We start from the raw sequence: 15,569 nt of genomic DNA, 5'->3' as shown, positions 1-15,569 counted from the left end.
ATGCAAAGCCATACCCGCAAGCTGTTGACCGTTGTCACCGAAGCCGCCCTCGAAGGCACTCTTGTCCGGGATATCGATCGGCTTCACGCCCACGGCTACACCATCACTGACGCTCGTGGCAAGGGGAGTCGTGGTACTCGCAACGCCGGCTGGGAAACAAATGGGAACATCCGCATCGAGGTGGTATGCGACGCAGCGACGGCTGAAGGAATCGCCGCCCATTTTCAGGAGCATTACTACGACAACTACGCCATGATCCTCTTCGTGAGCGATGTCGAGGTACTCCGACCTGAGAAGTTCTGAGACCCCACTCAGGTTCCTCAGGTTTCGGTGACTGTCCGTTGAGTCTCCACAATCTTTCCTCAGGGCACCCATCTCGGGCGGCACCGAGCGATCCCGCATCCCGTCTCAACGCGCGTCGCCCGGCACTCGACAATTGTGCGAGACCGTCCCGTAACGGATTCGGCTCCCGGGCCACTCTGAGCCCGAAAACACCGTGCAGCGCGCGCGTTTCACTTCGATTCGTGTTTGCGGTGTCTCGAAACCTACGCGTGTCGGAACACATGGATTACGAGACGCTGGCAGCCGCTCAGAACGCGTCGCGCACGTGCACCGCCAGATCCGGGTGGTCGGCGAATACCCCGTCGATGCCGGAGCCGAGAATGACGCGGAACTCCGACTGCCAGTGTCCGAAGTCGCCCTTGCGGGTATCGCTGCGAAAGGTTTTTGCCAGGAATTTGTTTTCCGGCCGCAGGGTCCAGCAGTAGATCTCGAGCCCGGCAGCGTGGGCGTCGTCCACCAGAGCGGATGCCCCGGTCACGTCACCCGCAGCATCCGTTTCGAGGATGAGCGATTTGGGCACGCTGATGCCATCGACGCCGGTATCACTCGTGGCGGTACTGGAGCCCATACTGCTGCGGGACCCGCCAGCCGAGCGGCCAGCGGCGAGGCTCGCGAGCCCGTCGGCCGTGAGGTGGTCGGCGTAGCTGAGCGCGCCGGCGCCGTACTCCGCGACCTGGTCGACGGGGTACCCCTCGTCTTCGATCAGGAAGACGCGTTTGCCACGCACGCCCTGAGCCCGAACCTGGGCGAGCACGGTCGGTTCAAAGCTCTCCACGGTGAGCCGGTCGGTGTTCCAGCCGGCCGCGGAGACCTCGGCCGCGAACAGTTCGGGCAACGGCAGGTCGAGCCCGCCGAAATAGGTGGCGTGCTTGATCTCGGCGACGATCCCGAGCGTTCGATTGGTCTGCTCGGCCGCGGCGTCGACGAGGTCGAACAGGTCGCGCAGGCGCAGAATCGGGTGCTGGTCGTCGAAGGTCGTATTGCTCTGTCGCAGGGCTGGCAGCCGTTCCCGGGCGCGCAGGGTGCGCAGTTCCTCCCAGGTGAAATCCTCGGTGAACCAGCCGGTGATCGCCTTGCCGTCAACGATTTTCTCGGCGCGGCGAGCGGCGAATTCGGCGCGAGTGGCGACATCCGTTGTGCCGGAGATTTCGTTTTCGTGGCGAATGACGAGCACGCCGTCGCGGGTGGCGACCAGGTCAGGTTCGACGGCGTCGGCGCCGAGCGCGAAGGCCAAATTGAAAGCTGAGCGCGTGTGTTCGGGCCGGTGGCCGCTTGCCCCGCGGTGGCCAATGACGATCGGTTGCATGGTGTCAGGCTAACCGCGCCAGCAGAACGGATGCTGGGGGCCGGCATCCGCTTGCAGCGAAACGGGTGCCAGATCACGGCTTGAATTGCTGCAAATCGGCTGATCCCCAGCACATTCGAATGCGCTCTCGGGTACCTTTAACGCAGTGCCGCACCAGGCGCTGCGTGTCGGTTCGCCCGCGCGCAACCGAATGACCCATCAGCTGATTGTGAGTACAGCAACCCATGGCATCCTCCAACCCCGCTTTCTCCCGCAACGAAGCGTTCGGCGCTCGTGGCGCAGTGGCGTCGTCGCAGGCCCTCTCTGACAACGATCTGCAGTCGATGTACAACCGGCCCGCCGCCGGTTCACAGGACACCGAACGCATGACCTACGAAGACACCATAACCAAGACCGGCCTCGGCTTCGCGCTGCTGCTCGTGGCGGCCATGATCTCCTGGGTCGCCACCCCGGTGCTGCCGTTCCTGTTCATTCTGGGTGCCATCGCCGGCTTCGTGCTCGGCCTGGTCAACACCTTCAAGAAGGAGCCGTCGGCTCCGCTGATCCTCGCCTTCGCCGGGGCCCAGGGCTTGTTTGTCGGTGGCATCTCCCGCGTCTTTGAAGACATCTACGGGGGCGTCGTGATGCAGGCGGTTCTCGCCACTCTCGTCGTGGTCGGCGTCACGCTCGCACTGTTCAAGAGCGGCAAGATTCGCGCCTCGAAGAAGGCCACCAAGATCTTCTTGATCGCCATGATCGGCTACGCCGCGTTCTCGCTGATCAACGTGGGAATGATGATTTTCGGCGGCGGCGATCAGGCCTTCGGCATGCGCAGTGCGAGCATCAGCATTCTCGGCTTCGACATCAAGCTCGGCATCCTCATCGGCCTGCTCGCGGTGCTGCTGGCCGCGTACTCGCTCGTGCTCGACTTCGATTTCATCCAGAAGGGCGTCAACAACCGCCTGCCGCGTAAGTACGGCTGGACCGGCGCGTTCGGCATTATCATGACCGTCGTCTGGCTCTATGTCGAGATGCTGCGCATCTTCGTGCTCACCCGCGAGTAGTAGCTTCCGCTTGATCAGGCGCCCTCGTTCTTTCGGAACGGGGGCGCTTTTTCGTACCCCGCGTACGCCACACTGTGGTTGGCTTGAGTAATGAGTTTCACAGACCTGCACGCGTTGCTCCCGCTTGAAGCCACCGGCATGACCGCAACGTTCGGCTACATCGGCAGCGCCATCGTGCTCCTCGGGCTGGCCTTTGTAGTCATCCGCGCTATCCGCAAATACATCAAGGCCCCCAAAGGCTAAACAAGCGGATGCCCGGTGCAAGAATATCCGTACATACCTGCATGCAAGCTTATTCTTCCATGCATGTCTGCAAGAGTATGCCTACATAGCTAGGGGCTACCCCCGGCCCCGCGAACGAGAGGCCTGAAATGAATACCGTGGCGGTGACGAAATTCCGCGACCTCGGCGCCGTGATCAAGGCCGTTCGCGAGTCCCGAGGCATCCGCCAAGACGACCTCGCTCAGGACCTCGCCATCTCCCGCCAATATTTGCAGGAGTTGGAGAAGGAGCGACCCAATCTCTATATCACCCGGCTCTTTCGCGCCCTGAACACGCTCGGCATCACCATCACCATCACCATTTCATACACTCTCAGTGACAAGACCGACGATCATGTCTGACGCACTGTCCGTCTTCCTCCACGAGGACTATCACGGCGTGGTGGAAACCTATCGGAGCAGCCGGCAGCACGACATGCACCGCATCATTTTCACTTGGGACAGCGACTACTGGCCTGGCTCGATCACCCTGACCGAATCGTTCGCGTCTCTTCCGAGTACTCGCCCAGACGCCACCTTGGTCTCCAACTTTTTCGGCGGCTATGCGCCGGACGGCAACCAGCGCGATTTGATTCCGATTGGCACGAGCCTCACGGTCGAGCCCACTCGACGCACATCCTCAAACCGCAACTGCAATCCCGGCCCGGGGGAATCTACAACGAGTTCTATAGCCATGAACTCGCCCGGCACATGGGGCTCTCTCAATTCAGCAGCGAGGTAATAACCCTGGGCCAGACCACGTTCTTGGCTATCGAACGATTCGACCGTCTGGTCTCTGGCCGAAACGTTACCCTCGTACATCAGGAGGATGTCACCCAAGCCCTGGGCCTGGACTGGCGCGACTCCGACGTAAAGTTTCAGGAGGCCCGGTCGCCCATGAACCAGAACAGGCCGAGCGCACTGCGCATCGCCGAGTTGACGGGAACCTTCCGGGAATCAGCGACTGCCACGACGCAATGGTTGCGGCAACTGGTTTTTCACGTTCTCATTGGAAACAAAGATGCCCACGCCAAGAACGTCGGGCTTATCCACGACAGTGATGGCACCAGCATCTCGCAAATTTACGACGCCGTTCCGAACCTCTTCCAGCGTGGCCGGATCAACTGGGATCTGGCGATGGCAATCGACAACGTGTTCGATCACCGCAAGATCACGGTCGAGCGGCTGGTCAATGAGGCTCAATCGTGGTCAGTGCTGCGTAGAGACGTCATCGAGTCCACCATCTACAGCACCATTCACAGGTTCCAAGAAGCGCAATCTGCGCTCACCGCCCCCGCCGGCATCGATCCCGGCGTTGTCGACGGGCTCTCGTGGAATGCCGCCAGACTCGCGGCCGGCACCGAGATCAGCCGGCCGAAGGAACGATGAGCCACGCTTGACCCCCCTCCCTCTGAGGTTGCGTGGAAGACCGGCAGGCTTTGGCGCCCTGGCAACGATGGCGGCCGAGATCGAGCCCAGAACGATGACGATTCCCGCTATCTGAATCGGGGCAAGGTGCTCTCCGGCGATCGCCCAGCCGAGCAGGATCGCAACGACCGGGCTCAGCAGGCCGAGGAAGGCAATGGTGCTCGCCGCCAGACGCGCAATGCCGTGGAACCAGGCGACGTAGGCGAATGCGGTGCCGACCACGGAGAGATACGCGTAGCCGAGGAGGTTGGGCGCGGTCAACGGCGTGGTCGGGAGGCCCTCGAGCAGGAGCAGGACGGGCAGGAGGCTGAGTCCGCCGGCGATGAGTTGCCACGAAGTTGTCGCGAGCAGCGGCGCGGGCTGCCCCCACTTCTTGGAGAGTACGATCCCGGATGCCATGCACAGCGTGCCGCCGACCGCGGCCAGAATTCCGATAGCGTCAAGCCTCGCCTGCGCTTGGAGCACGATGAGACTCACTCCGAAGGCTCCGGCCGCACCGCCCGCCAGCACGCGCCCGGTCAGGCGCTCGTGCATTACTCGACTGGCGAGCACTGCGACCACGAGCGGTTGCAGACCTCCGACGATGGCGGCCACTCCGCCGGGCAGCCGGTAGGCCGCAATGAAGAGCAGGGCGAAGAACGCCCCGATATTGAGCACGCCGAGCACCCAGGATTTCCACCACCAGTCGCCGTGCGGTAACCGGCGGCAGAGAATCAGCAGCAGCAGCCCTGCGGGGAACGCGCGCAGGAATGCTGCGAGCAGGGGCCGATCGGCGGGCAGGAACATCGTCGTCGTCAGATAGGTGGTGCCCCAGAGAATGGGGGCAAGGGCTGTGGTCGCCAACAGCAGGGATCGATTGCTAAGCACTTAGCTATTATAGCTAAGTGCTTAGCAATTGCTAGGCTGGAACCATGGTAGACCAGGTTGATCGAATCCTTGAGCAGTGGAGCACCGAGAAGCCCGACCTCGATGTCTCCCCGATGGCCGTCATCGGCCGCTTGAGCCGCACCGCTCTGGCGATCGAGACCCGCCTGGCCGCGACCTTTACGCGGTACGGCCTGGACGCATCCTCTTTCGACGTGCTCGCCACGCTGCTGCGGAGTGGTGCGCCGTACCGGATCGCCCCGGCGGCGCTGGCCCGCGATGCGATGATCTCGACGAGCGCGGTGGCCCAGCGGCTGAACAAACTGCAGACGCGAGGTTTGGTCAGCCGCGAGGCGAACCCCGACGATGGCCGCGGCACTCTGGTCGCGCTGACGGATGCCGGTAAGCGGCTCATCGATACCGCCCTGGCCCCGCACGTCGAGACCGAGCGAGCCATCACCGCGATTCTCACCATCGAGGAACAGTCGATCCTCGTGGGGCTGTTGCAGAGGATCAACGCTGCGGCAACGCGCGATTAGCTCAGGTATCGCCCGAGCGAATCGAGCACGTCCTGCCATCCGTCGTAGAAGAATCCATCGCCCTTGGACCCGTCGCCACCGCGCAGATCGAAGGTCATGCTTGTGCCGTTGTCAACGGGCTCGATGGTGATCGTGACGATTGGACTGTCATCCGGTTCGCCGCGCGGCTCGCCCCAGGACTTTCTCCTGCTGACCGGCGCGTGCGAGTATCCGCCGCTACGGACGGCCAACATACACCAGGTCACCTCTCGCAAGCAGGGCAATGTCAACGTCTTGATGGGCAGGCTGGCGGATCAGGGTGTGGTCTACCGGCTACAAAAAGGTCTCTACGAATACACCGCACCGAAGTTTCACGGGTATCTGATTCGGCGACAGCGAAGCACGACCTGGACATGATGCCCCGTTCGATCAGCGGAGCGAACGCAGGTACCGCCTGCGCGCGACCAGTTGCGCGACGCGGAGCAGTGGGTAGAGAGCTCGCCACGGTTGCTGCGGCGCCGCTCTCGTGAGCGAGCGCACGGTGAGATGCACTTCGTCACCACGGCGGTGCACGATGAACGCCTCCTCACCGCTGACCGGATGCCCGGGCAGGGTTCGATAGGCAAACCCGACCCGGTCCGGCTCATCGACGACGGCCACGACCTCCACCGGCTCGACAACGGTCAGGTTGAACAGGCCTGCAGTGACGATTACACGGTCGCCGGGCGACACCGCACCGGGTGAGTCGACCGCAAACCCGCTCGCGGTCTTCACCCGCCACCGAAGCACATCCCGGGCGGCGCGCTCCCAGACCGCGTCACCCCTCCCCACGACCGCCGACACTTCCGATCGGCGGAATCGTGGGTCGCTGGCCGGCCAGTCGCGAAGGTCAGGGCTGGTCATGATCGGCGTTCTGCCACGGGCCGCTCCCCCATCTCGTGGGCAGGACTGAGTGTGCGCGTCATCTGCCCAGTCAAGCGCATCGGTGCCGGCGACGGCGGTCAATACGTCAACCACCGCAGCACAATCCACCACGATCACGCGCCAGTCCGCTCCTGTAGCTGACCCAAACGCTCGGTTCGGGCGCTCGCGAGCGTCTCCAGTGCAGATATCTCTGCCCGCTCAGCCCGTCGGGCCGCACGATCGAGCACCTCACCAACGGTCGGCCGCGCCACCTCTCGGTCGAGGAGGTCGAGCAGGTAGGAGTTCAGCGACTCACCGCGATCAGCGGCCCGCGCTTTCAGCGCACGACGAGCATGATCGGGCACATTTCTAATCTGCAAGAGAGAGCTCATGGAGGCGTATTAGCTCAACTATGATGCACTTTGCATATGATTTGCTCAGTGGGCCGGGATCCCCTCGGGCGCCGAGGAGGGGGTGGCGGCATCCGCTTTGGTGCATGGCGAAGCGGATGATGCTGCTCCACGAGTGCGCGCTCGTCACCGTCGGCACGGAGACCTTCGCGCATCCGGTCGAAGTCGCCCGCGACGTGGCCCGCGCGCTGCTCGCGCGGCCCGCCCGCTGAGCGCCGCGCGGTCGGGTCGGCCGCCGGTTCCGCCCGCCGCCCGGTAGGCCAGCGCCCCAGAAACGCATGAGCGCGCCCAAAACGGGTGGCCGTTTCGGGCGCGGCTACGAGCGGATGCGGGTGCCGGGCACACAAAAAGGGCCGGCTCACGAGAGCCGGCCCTTCTTTACTTGGGGATCACTCCCACTCAATCGTTCCCGGCGGCTTCGAGGTGACGTCCAGCACCACGCGGTTAACCCCGTCGACCTCGTTGGTGATGCGGTTCGAGATCTTGGCCAGCAGGTCGTAGGGCAGCCGGGTCCAGTCGGCGGTCATGGCGTCCTCGCTCGACACCGGGCGCAGCACGATCGGGTGGCCGTAGGTGCGGCCGTCGCCCTGCACGCCCACCGAACGCACGTCGGCGAGCAGCACGACCGGGCACTGCCAGATCTCGCGGTCGAGGCCGGCTGCGGTCAGCTCGGCGCGCACAATGGCATCCGCTTGACGGAGCAGGTCGAGGCGTTCCTGGGTGATCGAGCCGACGATGCGAATTCCGAGGCCGGGGCCGGGGAACGGCTGGCGCTGCACGATTTCGGCCGGCAGGCCGAGTTCGGCGCCGATCGCGCGCACTTCGTCCTTGAACAGGGTGCGCAGCGGTTCGACCAGTTCGAACTGCAGGTCTTCGGGCAGGCCGCCCACGTTGTGGTGGCTCTTGATGTTCGCGGTGCCGCTGCCGCCGCCGGATTCGACGACGTCGGGGTACAGGGTGCCCTGCACGAGGAAGGCGATCGGATCGCCGTCTGTTTCGGCGGCTTCCTTGATCAGCTCGGCCTGGGCCTGCTCGAAGGTGCGAATGAACTCGCGGCCGATGATTTTGCGCTTGGTCTCCGGATCGCTCACGCCCTCGAGGGCGGTCAGGAACTGCTCGCGTACGTCGACCGTGACCAGACGGATTCCGGTGGCCTTGACGTAATCCTCTTCAACCTGGCGGCGTTCGTCCTGGCGCAGCAGACCGTGGTCGACAAAGACGCAGACCAGCTGGTCGCCGATGGCCTTGTGCACGAGGGCCGCGGCCACGGCGGAGTCGACTCCGCCGGACAGGCCACAGATAACCTTGCCGGTTCCGACCTGGGCGCGAATCTTCGCGACCTGCTCGGCGATGACGTTGCCGCTGTTCCAGTCGGCGTTGATACCGGCGGCGCGGTGCAGAAAGTTTTCAAGCACGTGCTGGCCATTTTCGGAGTGCTTGACCTCCGGGTGCCACTGCACGCCGTAGAGCCGCTTCTCGTCATTGGCGAACGCGGCGACGGGAGTCGACACCGACGAGGCGAGCACGGTGAAGCCCGCCGGTGCGGTGGCGACCGAGTCGCCGTGGCTCATCCACACCGTCTGGCTGTCGGGCTGGTTGGCCAGCAGCACGTTGCCTGCGTTGCTCACGGTGACCGGGGTCGAGCCGTATTCGCGGGCCCCGGTGTGGGCGACGGTGCCACCGAGGGCGGTCGCCATCACCTGGAAGCCGTAGCAAATGCCGAGCACGGGCACGCCGAGCTCGAAGATCGCAGCGTCGAAAGCTGGTGCGCCCTCGGCGTAGACGCTGGACGGTCCACCGCTCAAAACGATTCCGCGTGGGTTCTTGGCGAGCACTTCGGCGGCGGTGATGGTGTGCGGCACGATCTCCGAATAAACGGATGCCTCCCGCACGCGCCTTGCGATCAGCTGCGCATACTGCGCGCCGAAGTCGACCACGAGAACGGGGCGATCCAGCCCGGAGTCGGTGATGGGGGCATCCGCTGGAATGGTCATGCTTGGGCCTTCGCCTTCTCGGCAAGTGCCGCGGTCTTTTCGGTATTCTCGGCGAGGAAACGCTTCACCGTGCGAGCAACGGGAACCTCGACGATGAAGGACAGGGTGGGAACGACGCCACCGAGGGCGATGAGCACGAAGCGCCAGAACGGCCAGCGCATGAGGCTCCAGAGGCGAAAGTCGGCGAACAGGTAGAGCACGTAGAACCAGCCGTGCGCGATTAGAATGCCGGTGCTGAGGTTGACCGCGGCGACAGTGTCGGTCGGAACGAGCGCGAGAAACCCCTGCGAACCGCCCATCTCGATCTCGTGGCCGAAGCCGTACTTGATGACCATTTCGATGCAGAGCAGCAGCAGGAAGACGCCGGTGATGGTCGATGACACCTGGTACAGCCGCAGCGCACCGGGAATTCTGGAGATATCGGCGGGCTTGGGTAGACGAGGCATGTGCCTAATTCTACGTGAGCGCAGTGAGGGCTTCGGCGTCTTCAATTTCGCGCTCAAGGGCGTCGCGCACCAGGCGGTACCAGAGGAAAACGGCGAAGCCGGCGAAGACGACCCACTCGATGGCATAGAAGATGTTCAGCCAGTTCAGCGACTGGTCGACTTCCGGCACCGGGGAATCGATCACATCAAGGCCGGGCGCTGCTTCGGCATCGACGATGTAGCCGGAATAGGCCGACTCGTCGCTGAAATCGGCCCACAGATTGATCAGAGCGGATGGCGCGACCTTAGTCATTTCCATCGAGTCGCCCTCCGGGTCGGGCAACTCCGGGGCCTCCCCGGTGAGAAAGCGTCCGGTCAGCGTGACGGGAGCGTTCGACGGTTCCGTCGCCAATACCTCGATGACCGACTGGGCGGTGGCCCGGTCGGGAGCCCAGCCGCGCGCGACGGCGACGCTGGCGGCAGCATCCGTTTGAAAATGGCTGACCACCCAGAAACCATCGATGCCGCCGTTGAGGCGCGTGGTGATGAGCTGCTCATCGCCGGGCACCCAGGAGCCCGTCGTCGTGACCATTTGGCCGGTCGCGATCTGCGTCACCGTACCGTCGGGCTGCACGACCTCGGCGAGCGGTTTGACCTGCTCAGTGCTGCGCTCCACGACCACGCCGGATTCAATGGCGCGCTCCAGCTGCCAGTGTCCGAGCAGGGCGAAGCCTGCTGCGACGCCGAGGGCCAGCAGCAGCGCGAGCACCCAGCGGGGGCGCAGCATCATTTTGATCACGAATAGTCACCTGTGTGGGTTTCTCGCCCGGGTTTGCGTGCCGGTCTGTCGGCGTCATCATCGGGATCTGGGGAGTGCTGGCCGAGCGCGAAATCGGCCATTGAATCTAAGCGTTTCGCTTGGGTAACCGTAGCTTCCGTCGCTTGGGAATTGACCGAGTCACGTTTGGCTGCCCGCCGGGTGTGCTCGTCGGCGTCCGTGGCCTGGGCCGCCGTCGCCGCCTCGACGAGGGCGATCTCCTCGTCACGCATCGGATTGCGCGATGCCTGTGGCGAAACGGATGCCGGCACGCGCCGGCGCAGTGCCGACCCGATCTTCTCCGAATTCGCCGCGAACAGCGGGCCGAGGATGGCCATGGAGAGCACGTACAGGCCGGCGAACGGTTGCAGGCGCGGGTCGAGCCCGGCCGACACCGACAGGGTCGCCAGAATCAAGGTGAACTCGCCGCGGTTGACGAAGATCGCGGCCGTATTGAGGGCTTCGCGTGGCCCCATTTTGTGCAGCCAGGCCAGCAGCGCGCCCGAGAGCAGACTGAGCACAAAGGTCATCCCGATGGCGATGAACACCACACCGATCACCGAACCGAACTGGGCGATATCGAGGGCGAGGCCGAAGTTGAGAAAGAAGAACGCCGCGAAGATATCGCGGAGGGGCACGGCGACACGTTCGATCTTGGCGCGGTAGCTGCTCGCGCCGAGCACGACGCCGATCAGGAACGCGCCGATGGCATCCGTCACGCCGATGATCTCGCCGATGCCGGCGAACAGCACGACCAGGCCGAAGAACAAAATGGTAAACAGTTCGTCGTCCTTGGTGCGCATGAGACGCGACACCACCCGGCCGCCCCAGCGGGCGAGAGAGAACATCGCGACGAGAAAGAGGAACGCGATGGACAGCTGCAACACGATCGGCCAGATCTCGGTTTTGCCGCTGAGCACGACGGAGACGATGGAGAGGTAGATCGCGATGAAGATGTCACCCACGACGGTCACGCCGAGGATCATCGGTGTCTCTTTGTTGGCCAGGCGGCGCAGTTCGATGAGCAGTTTGGTGATGATCGCGCTCGACGACGTGCCGGTCATACCGGCGATGACGAGGGCTTCGCGAGGGCCCCAGCCCACGAGCATGCCGAAGATGAAACCCGCGCCCATGTTGATGAGCACCCAGGAACCGCCGGAGATGATCAGCGTCTTGGCGTTGCCGAAGAATTCTTCCTGGTCGAATTCGAGGCCGAGGCTGAAGAGCAGCAGGATCAGGCCGAACACGGCGATGAGTTCGATATCGCCGGATTGGAAGTCGAGGGGGAAGAAGTCGGTGTTGGGACTGGCGAGCACGCCCACGATCATGTAGATCGGGATGGTGGGGAGCCCGATCACCTTGCCCAGGCGGCCAAGAACGTAGGCGACGACGAGCAGGATGCCGAGAACGAGGAGGTCTTCTCCCACGTGCATCGCTTACCCCCCGGGTGGAGCGTCGACGGTCTTCGCCTTCACTTCACCGGTACGAAAGAACGCGAAGGCCTTGACGACCTTTTCCGGCGAGCCGGCGACGACGAGGGTGTCACCGGGGAAGACCTTGAAGTCGGCGGCGGGGGCCGGGTTGGCGGATTCACCGCGCACGACGGCGACAACAGTGAGACCCGCAATGCCGCGGTCGGCCGGATTGCCGAGGGCCTGGCCGGCGATGTGGTCTTCGTAGTCGACGGTGAACCAATCGATGCTGAGGCCAGGGATCTGGTCGAGGGCGCTGAGCGACTCGGTGATCTGGGTGCCGCCGAGCAACTCGGCGAGGGTGTGCGCCTCGTCTTCGTTGAGCCTCAGCGAGACCTTGCTCGCGTCGGGGCCGCCTTCATCATCGGCAAAGGTGATGAGATCGCTGTGGCCGGATCGGTGGGCGATGACGCCGACCTTGCCACCGTCATCTGTGATAAAGGTGTGCAATACACCCACGCCGGGAAGTTTGACCCGCCGAACATCAACCATTGTCATGACTCCTGAGCTATAAGGGCAGTTCCCCCATTCTACCGGAGCCGCTTTTGCTCCAGCGCGCTCGGCACCACCCGCACGACTGCGCCCGAGCCGGGTGCCAGGCGCGGAGCGCCGCAGCCGCGCGCTAGGTGGTCACGACGATGTCGGGGGCTTCCAGGCGTACCCGGTCGGCGGACTCGTCGTCCGGTTGCTCCTGCGAAGCACGCTCGGCGGCGACCCGGGTGAGGTAGAAGCCGACCTCACGGTCGATGCGCTCCTGGTCCCAGCCGAGCACGCCGGCCATGAGCGCTGCGGCGACCGGCGCAGCCGACACCCCGCGATCCCACGCCTCGATCGAGATGCGGGTACGCCGAGCCAGTACGTCTTCGAGGTGCAGCGCCCCCTCGTGCGAGGCCGCGTAGACCACTTCGGCGCCGATGTAGTCGTCGGCGCCGGGCAACGGTTCGGCGAGCGCCGGGGTGGCGCGAATGAGGTCGAGCAGCTCGTCGGTGAGGGTGCCGTACCGGTTGAGCAGGTGTTCGACGCGCACGGTGTGCAGGCCGAACGCCCTGGCGATCTTGCCGCGCTTGTTCCAGGCGGCTTGGTATCCCTCGGCCCCCAGCAAGGGGATGTCGTGGGTCGCCGACGCGGGAATGCGCCCGTCGAGAGCGGACACCGCAGCATCCACTGCATCTTTGGCCATGATGCGGTAGGTGGTCCACTTGCCGCCGGCGATGACGACGAGGCCGGGAACGGAATGCCCGACGAGGTGTTCGCGGGAGAGCTTGGAGGTCTCGTCACTCTCGCCGGCCAGCAGCGGACGCAGCCCGGCGTAGACGCCCTCGACATCTTCCCGGGTGAGCGGAACGCTCAGCACGGAGTTGATGTGCTCGAGGATATAGTCGATATCGGCGGCCGTCGCGGCCGGGTGCGCCTTGTCGAGGTACCAGTCGGTGTCGGTCGTGCCGATGAGCCAGTGTCGGCCCCACGGAATCACAAACAGTACGCTCTTCTCGGTGCGCAGCAGCAGACCCATCGCGCTCTGGAACCGGTCGCGCGGCACCACGAGGTGCACGCCCTTCGACGCCCGCACCTTGAAGGTGCCGCGTTCGCCGACCATGCGCTGGGTGTCGTCGGTCCAGACGCCGGTCGCATTCACGACCTGTTTGGCCCGCACATCGAAGCGTTCGCCGGTCTGCAGGTCGTGGGCGTGCACGCCGACGACGCGCTCCCCCACCTTGATGAATCCCTCGACCCGCACGCGGCTGGCGGCGTGCGCGCCGTAGAACGAGGCGGTGCGTACAAGCGAGGACACGTAGCGAGCGTCGTCGACCTGGGCGTCGTAGTAGGTAATGCCGCCGACCAGGGCGTTGTTGGTCAGGCTCGGGATGAGCTTCTGCACCTGACTCTTCGACAGGTGGCGGTGATGCGGCACCCCGGGCGGGCGCCCCCCGGTGTACGAGAAGATGTCGTACAGCAGCATTCCGGCGCCGATGTAGAACCGTTCGGTGAAGCGTTTCTTGAGGGGATACAGGAACCGCACCGGCTTCACGAGGTGCGGCGCGATGCGCTGCAACAGCAGGCCCCGCTCGGTGAGCGCCTCCCGCACCAGACGAAAGTCCAGCTGCTCCAGATAGCGGATGCCGCCGTGCACGAGCTTGGACGACCGGCTCGATGTGCCTGAGGCCCAGTCCCGCGCCTCCAGAATGCCGACGCTCAACCCGCGCGTGACGGCATCGAGAGCGGCCCCGGCACCGACGATTCCGCCGCCGACCACGAGAATGTCGAGCTCTTTGTCTTTGAGCTTGGCCAGGGCCGCCTCGCGCTCCTCCGGCCCTAATCTCGAGGATCGCGTCACTGAATTAGTGACTGCTGAATTAGTCCCTGCTGAAATGTGCGGTACCGAATTGTGGGGGGCCATGACTACTCCTGTTCAGACTCCGTGTTCAAATTCAAGCGGCGTGTTGCAACAACGCTGTTGCAGTACTGAATTGTGGCGGGTGAATCTGGGTACCGGCGGAACGAGCTGACTTCGGTGTTGATCTAAACCGACGCCAGTTCTCACCGATATTGATTTAAGCTGACGTTAGTTCACTCGGTACGGCGCGACAACCACTTCAACCCGTTGAAATTCTTTGAGATCGGAGTAACCGGTGGTAGCCATCGACCGACGCAGCGCGCCGATCAGGTTGGCGGTGCCGTCGGCGACCGGAGCCGGACCGTAGAGGATCTCCTCGAGCGGCGCGACGGTGCCGACCTCGACGCGCTTGCCGCGCGGCAGCTGCGGATGGTGCGCCTCGGCGCCCCAGTGGAATCCGCCGCCGGGAGCATCCGTTGCCCGGGCGAGCGCTGTGCCGAGCATGACGGCGTCGGCGCCGCAGGCGATCGCCTTGACGATGTCGCCCGAGGTGCCCAGCCCTCCGTCGGCGATGACGTGCACGTAACGCCCGCCGGACTCGTCCATGTAGTCGCGGCGCGCGCCTGCGACATCCGCTACGGCTGTGGCCATCGGGGCGTGGATGCCCAGGGTCGCGCGGGTGGTCGACGCAGCGCCCCCGCCGAAACCGACCAGAACGCCCGCGGCTCCCGTGCGCATGAGGTGCAGGGCCGCCGTGTAGGTGGCAGCGCCGCCGACGATGACGGGAACGTCGAGCTCGTAGATGAACTTCTTGAGGTTGAGCGGTTCCTGGTTCTGCGAGACGTGCTCGGCCGAGACCGTGGTGCCGCGGATGACGAACAGGTCGACGCCGGCGGCAACGACGGTTTCGTAGAGTTCCTGGGTGCGCTGGGGCGAGAGAGCCCCGGCCACGGTGACTCCGCCGGCCCGAATCTCGGCCAGGCGCGCGGTGACAAGCTCCGGCTGGATCGGGGCGGAGTACATCTCCTGCATGCGCGCGGTCGCCTTATCGGCGGGCAGGCTGCGAATTTCGGCGAGCAACGGCTCGGGGTTCTCATGCCGGGTCCACAGCCCCTCGAGGTCGAGCACGCCAACGCCGCCGAGCTGGCCCATCATGATGGCCGTGGTGGGCGAGACGACGGAGTCCATCGGCGCAGCCAGCACCGGAATGGCGAACTGGTAAGCGTCGATGGTCCAGCCGACCGACACGTCCTCCGGATCGCGGGTGCGCCGACTGGGCACCACCGCGATGTCGTCAAAGGCGTACACGCGGCGAGCGCGCTTGGAGCGGCCGATCTCGATTTCCATGATTCCAGTTTAGAGGAAGCCACCGGCATCCCCTTTTCCAGCGGATGCCGTCACCCGGCATCCGCAGGCCGCCAGCGCGGGCCGCCTAGACAACGCGAGCGGCGG

Annotated in this window: 19 protein-coding genes and 1 pseudogene; 8 read left to right on the top strand and 12 right to left on the bottom strand. The window is 64.6% G+C overall.

Annotated elements, in window-relative coordinates:
* Positions 1-303, top strand: coding sequence for a transcriptional regulator (locus tag CXY80_RS08530; protein WP_104132242.1), 303 nt, complete (start codon positions 1-3; stop codon positions 301-303).
* A gap of 286 nt (positions 304-589) precedes the next feature.
* Here CXY80_RS08530 and CXY80_RS08525 read toward each other — a convergent pair whose 3' ends face one another.
* Positions 590-1,648 (bottom strand): glycerophosphodiester phosphodiesterase family protein, encoded by a 1,059-nt coding sequence (locus CXY80_RS08525; RefSeq protein WP_104132241.1) that lies wholly within the window; start codon positions 1,646-1,648, stop codon positions 590-592.
* Positions 1,649-1,872: 224 nt separating this feature from the next.
* On the opposite strand from CXY80_RS08525, the gene CXY80_RS08520 reads away from it, so the two are divergent.
* The 5 genes and pseudogenes from CXY80_RS08520 to CXY80_RS20715 form a co-directional block, all read left to right on the top strand.
* Positions 1,873-2,691, top strand: coding sequence for a Bax inhibitor-1/YccA family protein (locus tag CXY80_RS08520; protein ID WP_104132240.1), 819 nt, complete (start codon positions 1,873-1,875; stop codon positions 2,689-2,691).
* A 90-nt stretch (positions 2,692-2,781) separates the two neighbouring features.
* The gene (locus CXY80_RS19445; protein WP_158251615.1) at positions 2,782-2,934 is read left to right on the top strand and encodes a hypothetical protein; all 153 of its coding nucleotides are present in this window, start codon (positions 2,782-2,784) and stop codon (positions 2,932-2,934) included.
* Positions 2,935-3,062: 128 nt separating this feature from the next.
* The gene (locus CXY80_RS08515; RefSeq protein WP_104132239.1) at positions 3,063-3,314 is read left to right on the top strand and encodes a helix-turn-helix domain-containing protein; all 252 of its coding nucleotides are present in this window, start codon (positions 3,063-3,065) and stop codon (positions 3,312-3,314) included.
* Entirely contained in the window at positions 3,307-3,693 is a 387-nt protein-coding gene (locus CXY80_RS19705; RefSeq protein ID WP_199182242.1) for a hypothetical protein, read from the top strand. The genes CXY80_RS08515 and CXY80_RS19705 overlap by 8 nt, the downstream gene beginning before the upstream one ends.
* Positions 3,588-4,136: pseudogene (locus CXY80_RS20715) on the top strand (HipA domain-containing protein); the annotation flags it as partial. The gene CXY80_RS19705 and the pseudogene CXY80_RS20715, both read left to right, overlap by 106 nt.
* 24 nt (positions 4,137-4,160) lie before the next feature.
* Here the strand turns inward: CXY80_RS20715 and CXY80_RS08505 are convergent.
* Positions 4,161-5,246 (bottom strand): DMT family transporter, encoded by a 1,086-nt coding sequence (locus CXY80_RS08505; protein WP_104132237.1) that lies wholly within the window; start codon positions 5,244-5,246, stop codon positions 4,161-4,163.
* A 44-nt stretch (positions 5,247-5,290) separates the two neighbouring features.
* Between CXY80_RS08505 and CXY80_RS08500 the strand changes: the two genes are divergently transcribed.
* On the top strand, positions 5,291-5,782 hold the full coding sequence (locus CXY80_RS08500; protein WP_092449567.1) for a MarR family winged helix-turn-helix transcriptional regulator: 492 nt from the start codon (positions 5,291-5,293) through the stop codon (positions 5,780-5,782).
* On the opposite strand, the gene CXY80_RS08495 is transcribed toward CXY80_RS08500, so the two are convergent.
* The 3 genes from CXY80_RS08495 to CXY80_RS08485 form a co-directional block, all read right to left on the bottom strand.
* The gene (locus CXY80_RS08495) at positions 5,779-6,015 is read right to left on the bottom strand and encodes an SRPBCC domain-containing protein (protein WP_092449565.1); all 237 of its coding nucleotides are present in this window, start codon (positions 6,013-6,015) and stop codon (positions 5,779-5,781) included. The two genes, CXY80_RS08500 and CXY80_RS08495, sit on opposite strands and share 4 nt — an antisense overlap.
* 175 nt (positions 6,016-6,190) lie before the next feature.
* Positions 6,191-6,664 (bottom strand): DUF1990 family protein, encoded by a 474-nt coding sequence (locus CXY80_RS08490; protein WP_104132266.1) that lies wholly within the window; start codon positions 6,662-6,664, stop codon positions 6,191-6,193.
* Between the two features lie 134 nt (positions 6,665-6,798).
* The gene (locus CXY80_RS08485; protein ID WP_104132236.1) at positions 6,799-7,056 is read right to left on the bottom strand and encodes a hypothetical protein; all 258 of its coding nucleotides are present in this window, start codon (positions 7,054-7,056) and stop codon (positions 6,799-6,801) included.
* Between the two features lie 104 nt (positions 7,057-7,160).
* On the opposite strand from CXY80_RS08485, the gene CXY80_RS20435 reads away from it, so the two are divergent.
* Positions 7,161-7,286 (top strand): hypothetical protein, encoded by a 126-nt coding sequence (locus CXY80_RS20435; RefSeq protein ID WP_255411839.1) that lies wholly within the window; start codon positions 7,161-7,163, stop codon positions 7,284-7,286.
* 177 nt (positions 7,287-7,463) lie between these two features.
* Here the strand turns inward: CXY80_RS20435 and guaA are convergent, their stop codons facing one another.
* The 7 genes from guaA to CXY80_RS08445 form a co-directional block, all read right to left on the bottom strand.
* Complete coding sequence (gene guaA / locus CXY80_RS08475; protein ID WP_092449563.1) at positions 7,464-9,068, bottom strand: glutamine-hydrolyzing GMP synthase; 1,605 nt, start codon at positions 9,066-9,068, stop codon at positions 7,464-7,466.
* Positions 9,065-9,514 (bottom strand): DUF3817 domain-containing protein, encoded by a 450-nt coding sequence (locus tag CXY80_RS08470; protein ID WP_104132234.1) that lies wholly within the window; start codon positions 9,512-9,514, stop codon positions 9,065-9,067. The genes guaA and CXY80_RS08470 overlap by 4 nt, the downstream gene beginning before the upstream one ends.
* A gap of 10 nt (positions 9,515-9,524) precedes the next feature.
* Entirely contained in the window at positions 9,525-10,283 is a 759-nt protein-coding gene (locus tag CXY80_RS08465) for an SURF1 family protein (protein ID WP_233195190.1), read from the bottom strand.
* A gap of 5 nt (positions 10,284-10,288) precedes the next feature.
* Entirely contained in the window at positions 10,289-11,743 is a 1,455-nt protein-coding gene (locus CXY80_RS08460) for a cation:proton antiporter (RefSeq protein WP_104132232.1), read from the bottom strand.
* 3 nt (positions 11,744-11,746) lie between these two features.
* Positions 11,747-12,280, bottom strand: coding sequence for a cation:proton antiporter regulatory subunit (locus tag CXY80_RS08455; protein WP_233193339.1), 534 nt, complete (start codon positions 12,278-12,280; stop codon positions 11,747-11,749).
* A gap of 124 nt (positions 12,281-12,404) precedes the next feature.
* The gene (locus CXY80_RS08450) at positions 12,405-14,117 is read right to left on the bottom strand and encodes a glycerol-3-phosphate dehydrogenase/oxidase (RefSeq protein WP_092449555.1); all 1,713 of its coding nucleotides are present in this window, start codon (positions 14,115-14,117) and stop codon (positions 12,405-12,407) included.
* A 228-nt stretch (positions 14,118-14,345) separates the two neighbouring features.
* Entirely contained in the window at positions 14,346-15,464 is a 1,119-nt protein-coding gene (locus CXY80_RS08445) for a GuaB3 family IMP dehydrogenase-related protein (RefSeq protein ID WP_104132231.1), read from the bottom strand.
* Positions 15,465-15,569: the final 105 nt, after the last annotated feature.

Source organism: Cryobacterium sp. M91 (assembly GCF_002929615.1).
Taxonomy (GTDB): domain Bacteria; phylum Actinomycetota; class Actinomycetes; order Actinomycetales; family Microbacteriaceae; genus Cryobacterium; species Cryobacterium levicorallinum.
This window is presented reverse-complemented; position numbering and strand designations above follow the sequence as displayed.

Excerpts from the sequence above, each read along its gene's own strand:
- CXY80_RS08530 (WP_104132242.1), top strand. The coding sequence starts at position 1 with ATGCAAAGCCATACCCGCAAGCTGTTGACCGTTGTCACCGAAGCCGCC.
- CXY80_RS08525 (WP_104132241.1), bottom strand. The coding sequence starts at position 1,648 with ATGCAACCGATCGTCATTGGCCACCGCGGGGCAAGCGGCCACCGGCCC.
- CXY80_RS08520 (WP_104132240.1), top strand. The coding sequence starts at position 1,873 with ATGGCATCCTCCAACCCCGCTTTCTCCCGCAACGAAGCGTTCGGCGCT.
- CXY80_RS19445 (WP_158251615.1), top strand. The coding sequence starts at position 2,782 with ATGAGTTTCACAGACCTGCACGCGTTGCTCCCGCTTGAAGCCACCGGC.
- CXY80_RS08515 (WP_104132239.1), top strand. The coding sequence starts at position 3,063 with ATGAATACCGTGGCGGTGACGAAATTCCGCGACCTCGGCGCCGTGATC.
- CXY80_RS19705 (WP_199182242.1), top strand. The coding sequence starts at position 3,307 with ATGTCTGACGCACTGTCCGTCTTCCTCCACGAGGACTATCACGGCGTG.
- CXY80_RS08500 (WP_092449567.1), top strand. The coding sequence starts at position 5,291 with ATGGTAGACCAGGTTGATCGAATCCTTGAGCAGTGGAGCACCGAGAAG.
- CXY80_RS08495 (WP_092449565.1), bottom strand. The coding sequence starts at position 6,015 with ATGTTGGCCGTCCGTAGCGGCGGATACTCGCACGCGCCGGTCAGCAGG.
- CXY80_RS08490 (WP_104132266.1), bottom strand. The coding sequence starts at position 6,664 with ATGACCAGCCCTGACCTTCGCGACTGGCCGGCCAGCGACCCACGATTC.
- CXY80_RS08485 (WP_104132236.1), bottom strand. The coding sequence starts at position 7,056 with ATGAGCTCTCTCTTGCAGATTAGAAATGTGCCCGATCATGCTCGTCGT.
- CXY80_RS20435 (WP_255411839.1), top strand. The coding sequence starts at position 7,161 with ATGGCGAAGCGGATGATGCTGCTCCACGAGTGCGCGCTCGTCACCGTC.
- guaA (WP_092449563.1), bottom strand. The coding sequence starts at position 9,068 with ATGACCATTCCAGCGGATGCCCCCATCACCGACTCCGGGCTGGATCGC.
- CXY80_RS08470 (WP_104132234.1), bottom strand. The coding sequence starts at position 9,514 with ATGCCTCGTCTACCCAAGCCCGCCGATATCTCCAGAATTCCCGGTGCG.
- CXY80_RS08465 (WP_233195190.1), bottom strand. The coding sequence starts at position 10,283 with ATGATGCTGCGCCCCCGCTGGGTGCTCGCGCTGCTGCTGGCCCTCGGC.
- CXY80_RS08460 (WP_104132232.1), bottom strand. The coding sequence starts at position 11,743 with ATGCACGTGGGAGAAGACCTCCTCGTTCTCGGCATCCTGCTCGTCGTC.
- CXY80_RS08455 (WP_233193339.1), bottom strand. The coding sequence starts at position 12,280 with ATGACAATGGTTGATGTTCGGCGGGTCAAACTTCCCGGCGTGGGTGTA.
- CXY80_RS08445 (WP_104132231.1), bottom strand. The coding sequence starts at position 15,464 with ATGGAAATCGAGATCGGCCGCTCCAAGCGCGCTCGCCGCGTGTACGCC.